This window comes from Deltaproteobacteria bacterium, assembly GCA_026129095.1.
In the GTDB taxonomy this organism is placed as follows: domain Bacteria; phylum JAGRBM01; class JAGRBM01; order JAGRBM01; family JAHCIT01; genus JAHCIT01.
Genome location: JAHCIT010000005.1, coordinates 311,564 through 319,752, shown reverse-complemented (window position 1 = coordinate 319,752; position 8,189 = coordinate 311,564). Strand labels below are relative to the sequence as shown.

7 protein-coding genes are annotated in these 8,189 nt (G+C 53.4%); 4 read left to right on the top strand and 3 right to left on the bottom strand.

Translation table 11 applies throughout. The features are described from left to right. From KIT79_09695 to KIT79_09685, 3 genes are all read left to right on the top strand, one after another. A partial coding sequence (locus KIT79_09695; protein MCW5829575.1) for a hypothetical protein occupies window positions 1–742 on the top strand: 742 nt, incomplete at its 5' end. A 279-nt stretch (window positions 743–1,021) separates the two neighbouring features. Continuing rightward, window positions 1,022–1,816 (top strand): hypothetical protein, encoded by a 795-nt coding sequence (locus tag KIT79_09690; protein MCW5829574.1) that lies wholly within the window; start codon window positions 1,022–1,024, stop codon window positions 1,814–1,816. Between the two features lie 7 nt (window positions 1,817–1,823). Continuing rightward, a complete protein-coding gene (locus tag KIT79_09685; GenBank protein MCW5829573.1) occupies window positions 1,824–3,155 on the top strand; it encodes a GIY-YIG nuclease family protein in 1,332 nt (443 codons plus the stop codon). Between the two features lie 276 nt (window positions 3,156–3,431). On the opposite strand, the gene KIT79_09680 is transcribed toward KIT79_09685, so the two are convergent. Continuing rightward, window positions 3,432–4,151 (bottom strand): hypothetical protein, encoded by a 720-nt coding sequence (locus KIT79_09680; GenBank protein MCW5829572.1) that lies wholly within the window; start codon window positions 4,149–4,151, stop codon window positions 3,432–3,434. A 98-nt stretch (window positions 4,152–4,249) separates the two neighbouring features. Further along, a complete protein-coding gene (locus KIT79_09675) occupies window positions 4,250–6,187 on the bottom strand; it encodes a hypothetical protein (protein MCW5829571.1) in 1,938 nt (645 codons plus the stop codon). A 372-nt stretch (window positions 6,188–6,559) separates the two neighbouring features. Between KIT79_09675 and KIT79_09670 the strand changes: the two genes are divergently transcribed. Next, entirely contained in the window at window positions 6,560–7,258 is a 699-nt protein-coding gene (locus KIT79_09670) for a hypothetical protein (GenBank protein MCW5829570.1), read from the top strand. Window positions 7,259–7,620: 362 nt separating this feature from the next. Here KIT79_09670 and KIT79_09665 read toward each other — a convergent pair whose 3' ends face one another. Continuing rightward, window positions 7,621–8,139 carry a helix-turn-helix domain-containing protein gene (locus KIT79_09665; GenBank protein ID MCW5829569.1) on the bottom strand — a complete coding sequence of 173 codons (519 nt, stop codon included), beginning with the start codon at window positions 8,137–8,139 and terminating at the stop codon, window positions 7,621–7,623. Window positions 8,140–8,189: the final 50 nt, after the last annotated feature.

Sequence of the window (8,189 nt, the reverse complement as noted above, 5' to 3'; positions counted from 1 at the left end):
GGCGATCGGCAGCCCCGGCGCGTGGAAGCCGGAGAGTTTCAAGGAGCGTCTTGCCGGCAAGCTCACAAATGCCGGGTACCGGGTAATTGGCGACGGCCAGGCGGACCTGGCCGGGACTGTCGAAATCGAAACCTCGGTCTGGAAAGGTCCCGACCGGGTGAAATTCACGCTTTCAATAAAAGACGAAACCGTTGTCACCGTCGATGACTCGATCAGCGACTACTACGGCGGCGGGATCAGCCTGGGTTCAGTGGGAGCGGATTCGGCGGCGGACAAAGCCGCCGACAAGATCGTTAACCTGATCCGATCTTCTCCCCGAATTGCCGGCCTCGCCAGGGCAAAAGAACCACCGGTCGTTCCGAAGCCAGTTGAAACCGCCTCGGTGGTACCCGTCCTAGCGCCAGCGGCCATTCCCGTTGCCGGTCCCAAGCGAATTTCCGTCGCCCCTTTCGCCGCGAAGGCCGGCGCCGATCCGTCCTACTCGGAAGCCGTCCAGTCGGTGGTTTCCAGCGAGATCGCCAGGTCGAACTGCCTGATCCTCGCCACCGATCCTCAAAAGGGAGCCGATCTCGCCGTACAGGGCGAGATCGTGAAGTTCGGACCCAGTTATATAGTGTCGGCCATGATCGTCGAGGGTGGAACCGAGCGGGTGGTCGCGTCCGCGAAGGTACAGGGGCCGGAAGATCAGCTCCCTGCCAAGGCCGAAGAACTGGGCGTAAAGCTCGCGGCGAGCTGTCCGTAACGGGAAACTGTGATGAATGTACATTTCGCAGCCAAAATTCGCCTGGTTTGGCCGCCAAACGATCTGGTCCATCTCGAAACTTGGTTCGGTCCACTCCGAAAAAGGTCTGGTGCTTCTGGATTTTGGTTCGGTCCACTCTGGAAATGGTCCGGTCCACTCCAAAAGAAGCCTAGTCCTCTGCGAGATTTGGCTGGACCGATACAGATTCTGCTCTGGGCGTCCGCTGGTCAGTGTCGTGAGCGAAACACCGGAAACCCTCCCAGCTTGGAGTGAGTAACCATGGACGGTAAGGTACTGGATCAGGTGACGGTGAAAAAGAGAGGCAAATCCGCTTTGACACCCGACGTTACCGCTTGGGGCCGTCCCCGGTACCTCATCACAGGCTATTCGCCTGTCGTGCGGGCGCAGCTCCGCTACCTGAACAAGATCCAGCAGCTTTCGGCCGAATTCATGGTCCCGCTCCGGGACGAGGTTTTCCCGCTGTGGCGGACGTTTATGGACATTCGTATACGTTCGGAGGCGGCAGCGGTGGCTGACGAACTCGCCAGCCGGGTGGTCGATCTGGAGGAGAGCTACCGCCTCGGCGGATGGTTCTCGTCCGAAGTGGCCTGGCAGCTCCACCGGTGGGCGGAAAGCGGAACAATGGCTCGCCGGTTCGAGCGTGAAAACGAGATCGCCGAGACACTGGTTTGCGGAAGCTATCCTTTTGCCTTCCCTCCCACCCTGGATTTCGAAGAAAAGCCGGTCCCCGACTGTACGAGCCGCATCAGGCCGGAGGCTTACCGGTACGGCCGCGACTACGCCGGGGCTGTCTACAGCGTTCTTGGGGAGCGTGGGGTCTGGAAGCTGTCGCCGGATCACGTAGGCCTGGACCGGGATTGCGAGATACTCGTCCGGTATCAGGTAATCGGCGAACAGCCCGCCGAAATCATCAGTCGCATGGCGCTCCCCATGACCGCCGGTGAAGTCATGGAAATTGCCGAACGCATGGCAGCAAATATCGCTGTTCCGCTCCGGGAACCGGGCATTGTTCGCTACCGGGCTCGCCTGAAACTCTGCAAGGCCCAGAAATGAGGAGCACATGGCTGCCGGTTTTGTCTACGTTCTGTTCAATCCGGCCGTTCCCGAACTGGTCAAGGTCGGGAGAACGTCAAACGAGCCCGACGAGCGCGCCGAACAGATCTCTTCAGCAACCGGAACACCCGGCAGATGGTATGTCGTCTTCTACCGTAAATTCCGTGACAGCATTACCGCCGAACGAAAGGTCCATGATCTGCTGGACCAGCGCGCACCCCGTCATCATAAGCGCAAAGAGTTATTCGAGACCCCGCCTGTTGTCGCTATCGACTGCATACTGGAAATCCACGCAGAACCGGAAGCATCCGAACCTCCCGGCTCACTAAAGAACCCGGATACCATTCAGAACAAGGAGTCGCTTGCGGACGGGCTCGTTTCTGACGGCGACAATTTCCTCAAAGGGCTTAATGGTGAGCTGGAAGACCGTAAAGCCGCACTCGATTGCTACGAGAAAGCGGCAAAGCTGGGATCGCCGTCGGCTTATGAACGGCTCGGCAGGATCGAGCTTGGGCGGCTCATCGAGATCAATCGGCTTCGGCTGTTTGAGATTGGATGGGACAAGAAAAATCCCGAAAAGGCATTGGAATATTTCAAGGAAGGTGCCCGGCTTGGAGACGCGACCTGTCTGCTTGGAATGGCCAAGGTCTATCTCGTCGAGAAACAACAGGATAATGGCCGAAAATGCATCTCCCGGTATCTGAAACAGCTTGATGACACGCCGGCCGGTAGAAAACTCGTGAATGTATTCTGTTCGTTCCTGGAAACGGAAATGCTAACTGGGCGAATCGAATCGTCTGGTCCTCCCGAACTTGCCCGATATCGGGACATGCTGATGGATGAACTCGCCCGGCTGAATACGCCTGACGGACTCCGCAGTGCATTGGTAATTAGGCGATTGATGGTGCCTACCCGTTCCCGCATTACAACGCGCCATGGCACTGGCAGCCGCTTTGTGACGGTTCTTCTGAACGCGTTGCGGGACCTCTTGGCCGAGGCCAAATCCATTGTGGCATTTGAAGAGGAATTCGGGATCGAGCTTGTGCTGGACTCTGCAGTTTCCTCTGAAGGGGCTAAAACCCTATCATTCGATTGTTTCAGTTACCCATCGACCGTCGTATTCCGCGGAACTACTGGCCAATTTCGCAACGCGTTCAGATTGGCCGCCAGTAGATACCTGAGATCCCCGGGTTTTTGCGATATTCAGGATCTTGAGGAAGCGTTCCGTGACGCACATGAGGATCTGCTCGACAACGGGTGGAGCATTGAAATCGAGCCCGCCACCGGCGTGATTAGATATAAGATGTTGCGAGCTGAATGCCGGTCTGCAAGAAAATAGATTTTCCGAGCTTGGGAAGAACAGAGAATATCCTGGCGAACATGGCAGGGCAGTAATCTAGTAAAGGGCACGGGTGATCCAAGTGAACTTCCCCCAATTTCGTCTCGGTCTCGATGCGCCTCTTAAGACGAAAGGATCGAGCCGCCGAATTGGCACAGAGATCGTCGAAGATAACTTTAATCCTGATCTCAGTCTTCCAACTTGATGGGATTACAAACTCATTGAAGCATGATGTCGCGTAGTCGGCACCATCCCCTCCTCTGGGCGCGACAACGGTCAAAGCACATTCAGGGCGAGCCCATCCTGCTGTGCGGTGAATACAGCCATTTCAACGTCTCTTGCTCGCCAATCAATTCCAGTATCGCCTGAACTATTCAGGCGATCGCGTACCCACCGGCACCAGTCGACCCAATGAATATAAGACTGCATATCCGGATGTCGAACGACAGAATATCCGGATTTTGTTCGTTTTACTGTAGCGAATTTGGTCAGTTGTGGTCGTCCAGGGCGGTTGTGCGCCAGCAGATGTTTATTGATCCAGCGCGCACTTACCGTGTCAATCATTGGGAAATTATAGGGATCGCGAAAACTGACAAAAGTGAGCGGCAAAGCCATAACCTTCGCCTTCGAAATCATACCCAACCCTGCCCGTAGTGCATTCAATCGTATAGGGTCAGACCAATGACTTATAAAATCGTCGGCGAGCAGTGTTAGGCATTTCGCCGTATTCTTGGCAGTCAGTATCTTTTGAATGGCCTCGTCTGTTTGGTATTGTCCCCTACCTTTCATGGAGTACATTTTCCAGAACGTTACCTCATACCAGACTTCCAGTTCGCTGCCGCATTTCGAACGAAAACGATCTTCAAAAATTGCGGTCGATTGGCGATCCGCGCTTTTGGATTTGAAATACTTCGGATACTTGTGCGCGTTTCGATACCGATAAAGGTCGGCACAATAAAAATATGAATGCAGCGCATTGGTCCAGCTCTTAGGCATGAGGGTGATCTCCGTCTCGTTCACGTGTCGGAAACAATATATTGACACTATGGAGCCCGGCACAGCAGAACATTCACGGACCTCCAGAAGTTAACCTGCTAGGCGGACCGGGTAAGTTCGTGCTTCTTGTTGAGGTCATTCCGCATACGGGATACCAGTACAGCGCCACGTTCGGACAGACCCATAATGACCTTGCAATAGTCCAGTATGCTATCAAGCGGCGGCACTTCGATTCTCTTCTCTCCGAAGTGATTTTCGATCACTTCAATGAGCCAATCGAGAAATAACCCCCATGCTGGACCCGAAGGGCCAGCCGCCGCGAGTGCGCCGCCGTAAACAAGACCTTTCATTCCCCATCTCGACCAACGCTCCATGTTCTTATCGTATGCGGATATTGATGCATTATATTTTTCAACAACCGCGTGAAGTTCTTTCGGCGTAACTACTGCGCCCGCCATATTCTTTACAAGTGAGCGAAATCGGTTGATATCGCTGCTCATAAATGAGGTCGCGAATTCGACGGCGGGAACCGCTTTCGAAATGGTCAGCAGTTCAGGAACAATCACGTTGGGCTCGGTCGAAAATACCGGTACCGCGTCAGAGACCACACCGCTGTATGAATGAGCAAGTAGCTCCATCAAGGGAGCCTGATCGTATCCGTTCGCGTTCGATGGCGGTGCGTTCAACGCGGCCCCCAAGGCCCCGGCCCATTCAACTGCCGAGCCGAAACTCCACATCTCCAACCGAAGATCTCGGCCTGTGAACTCTTGCTGGACCCGGGCGATGATCGTGCCAAAGCCAAAAGAGAGCGTTCCCACTGCGCCACGAAGATGAATCGAATATTCCGGGCCATGCCATGACTCGATAAGCCCGTCGCCGAATGCTTTCCAAAGTTTCTTTCCGTGCGGAGACGCTGCATTAGTCGCAAGAACATCCAGGAACTGGATCACTTTTCTTTTTTCAGTAATATCGAACGCAGGATATAGCAATGGAACGCGTCGCCGGACGTCGCAGATGCTCGCAGCGGCAAGCCGTCGGGAAAATAGAATACCCTGAGGGGCTATGGCGGCAGCTTTCGCCAACAATGAAGGCGAATAGCGGTCCAGTGATTGCGGAAAGACCAACCTGACTCTGCCAAGTTTCATCAACTCGACCAGTTCGTCCTCGCCAAGTCCAAGGCCGTCATCTTTTGACACCACACGGTCTAACGGCGGCGCGATGCATGTCACATCGTATAGCGATAAATAGTTGCGAATATCGGATGCTGGAAAGACTGAGGCGTCTACAAATCCTTTAGAAGAAGATTCGTTCCACGTCGGCGGTAACACGTCATTGACGGAAAATGTCGGATCTGACCATATCCGATCCCTATGATCTAGCCAGAACTCCTGGTCGGTTTCATATGTATCCTTGACGTTGCCGGGAAGATTTTTGGGTAACTTTCGAGCTGGTAGGAGAATTAGATCGTGCTTCGGCAATATATTGGATATATTTTGCTCAGCGCGCGATTCATCTTCCATTGCCGCCGAAACACGTTCAGGGGTTTCGACCATGATCTTAAAATCGCCGCCTTGTGATTCTAGATATTGGCTAAGACAAGCTTGCTCCTCGGGAGAAAGCTCTCGGCTAACATGTATCGTTACGCTGCCGGGGCCGCTTTCCGTATAGTAATCGGGAAATGAATCAGGAACCTGTAGGTCGATTTCGTTCTGTAAAACTGCTCGGGTAATCGGTTCACCCGTTAGGCGACCTATTTCCGCAATAGTTCTGTCGGCAAGACGGCGCGCACCAATTGGAAGCCTGGGGACAATAGCCACCGGGCACGTGATCGCTCTGCACTCTTGGTCAAACCATTCTCGGATCGGTTTGCCACTCCGGGAAGTGGCTTCGGAGGCAAGACTAGGGCAATAAATTAGAAAGCGGTCGCCATGCTTCCACAAGCCGTCAACCACAATTTGTGGTTGCTGGATGCGGAACGAATCGTAGGAGGTGCGCGCCCACCCCTCAATAAGTTTTGAGGTTCGTTCAGACAGCACTTGTCATCTGGCGTTTAGAGGCAGGTTACATTCAATATCGTCTGGATCCATAATGGCATACTCCCTGTTGGTGCAGGTGAACTTGCCCGGTCAGGTTAGCACAACTGGGTCATCCACACTCTCTAACTAGCTTCGTGACCGACCGGATGGAAAAATTATATTCTACGATTAGATTTCAATATGCCCGCATTAATCTACACAGAATCCGACCTGCCCCAATTCCAGTTGTTGGCTTTTGCCGGATTACGGAGATTCGCCGAATTCGCCAGCGTGGTAACACCCGATTTACTGCGAGATCATTTTCAGTCGAAGCAGTTTCGGAGGTGGTGGACACTTCAACCCGACGACCGTGTCAATACGATTCCACGATTCTTGGCAGTGATCGAGGCGATCGAGAGGGGTGATCCACGTTTCGCGGATTCCCATCTCGACCGTTTTGCATTGGCGTTCGTAAACGAAGCGAATCGTTCAATACGAATACTTCGTAAGGTATTGGATATCTCGCGGCCTGCCACAAAGCTTCTGAGCATTGGGACCATGACCAATCCGGAAGGGCTAAGTACCGTTTCGGAGTTATTCCTCATGCGCTTCTTCGACTCTCGCGGTGAACTCGCAGATACGGAAGTGCCTCTCGGCAACGGTAAAGATGCTGACCTCAAAGTTGTCAAAGAGACAAAGGAATATTTGATTGATCTTACGTGTGCTCTTGATCCGTCTCAGGGTGGAGAGCAGATCCCACGTGATGGCACCCCCGTCTTTTTCAACCCTCGACTGCATGAACAGCGCAAAACCCTGGAAAATCGCGTCTGCCGGAAATGGAACGACAAATTTGAGGACGTCTGGAAGAAAGGCGCAAGCGGGAATTTCACGGTAGCCGTGGATATTCAACGCTTCACGATGATTGCCTTTCCGCTAATATCCGGGATCGATAAACGTGTTGCTTTTGATTCGGCCTATGTCTTTCAACAGTGCCAAGGGCTGCGTGCCGTCTTGATCTATTCGACATACCCTCAACCCGACAGGAGCGGCCTTGGTTTTATCGATCATCCTGACTGGTACGAGCGGCCATGACGAATCGCTCTCCAAATGAAAATACACGCTCGTCGTATTGGCGACACGATTCAAGGCATGTCCTCGCTCGCATGCCATAAAGACGAACTTCGCATGTATTTACCCAAGCAACGATTCGTATGTGGAAGCGGCGCTGAGGAGGCCGGTCGTACCCCTTCCGAAATCTCCTGCCCCTTGCTGGCAGGTCCAAGGCTTTTTTCCTTCGGTCTCCTGAGCTAACTTGAAAGCACCGCTGCTTTTCATGTCGAAATCACCTTGGCGTTTCACACCGCCATAGTGGTTTCTGCTAGCTTCTGGAACTGCCCTGTTTTATTCAGACCTCGGGCCACTCGTCGAATGCGACCGGCCTCCACGGCACCGCGTCAATCGGCTTCTTCTTCGTCGGCGTCCTTAACCATTTTCAGGTGCGCCGCGCTCGGACGTCTTTTGGCCTGCTTGATGAGATTGCTCTCCCGCTCTTGCCGCTTCTTTGCGCGCTCTTTCACAGCTTCAATGGCAAGAGGAGTGCTTTTTTCGATGAGCCCATCGAACGAATACATGTTCGACTTGAAGCTCTTGTCGGCCCGTTGACGAATATGGCGTTTCAGATAGCCGACCTTTTCGAGCTGGCTGATCCTGCGCTGAACCGTCTTCGCGTCGATACCGATACTTTCCGCGATATGTTTCTTGCTGGGAAACGGCAGTTTTTCTTTCTCCCACCACTTGGATGCGAGAAACAGAATGATATTCATGTCGGTCGGACTGAGCTGCAATTTCGCCTGTTGCTCAATGATTACCGCTGGAATTGCGACCCACCCTGCTGCCATCAGCTTTGGGGTCCATTTGCCCTCATTGCGGGACAGGCTCTCTTTCGTCTCATCGGTCTTTGGTTTCGTGCTCATATAACTATTGGCTCCTTGCCATGTCTCAGGTCTGCATTTTACTCGGTTAA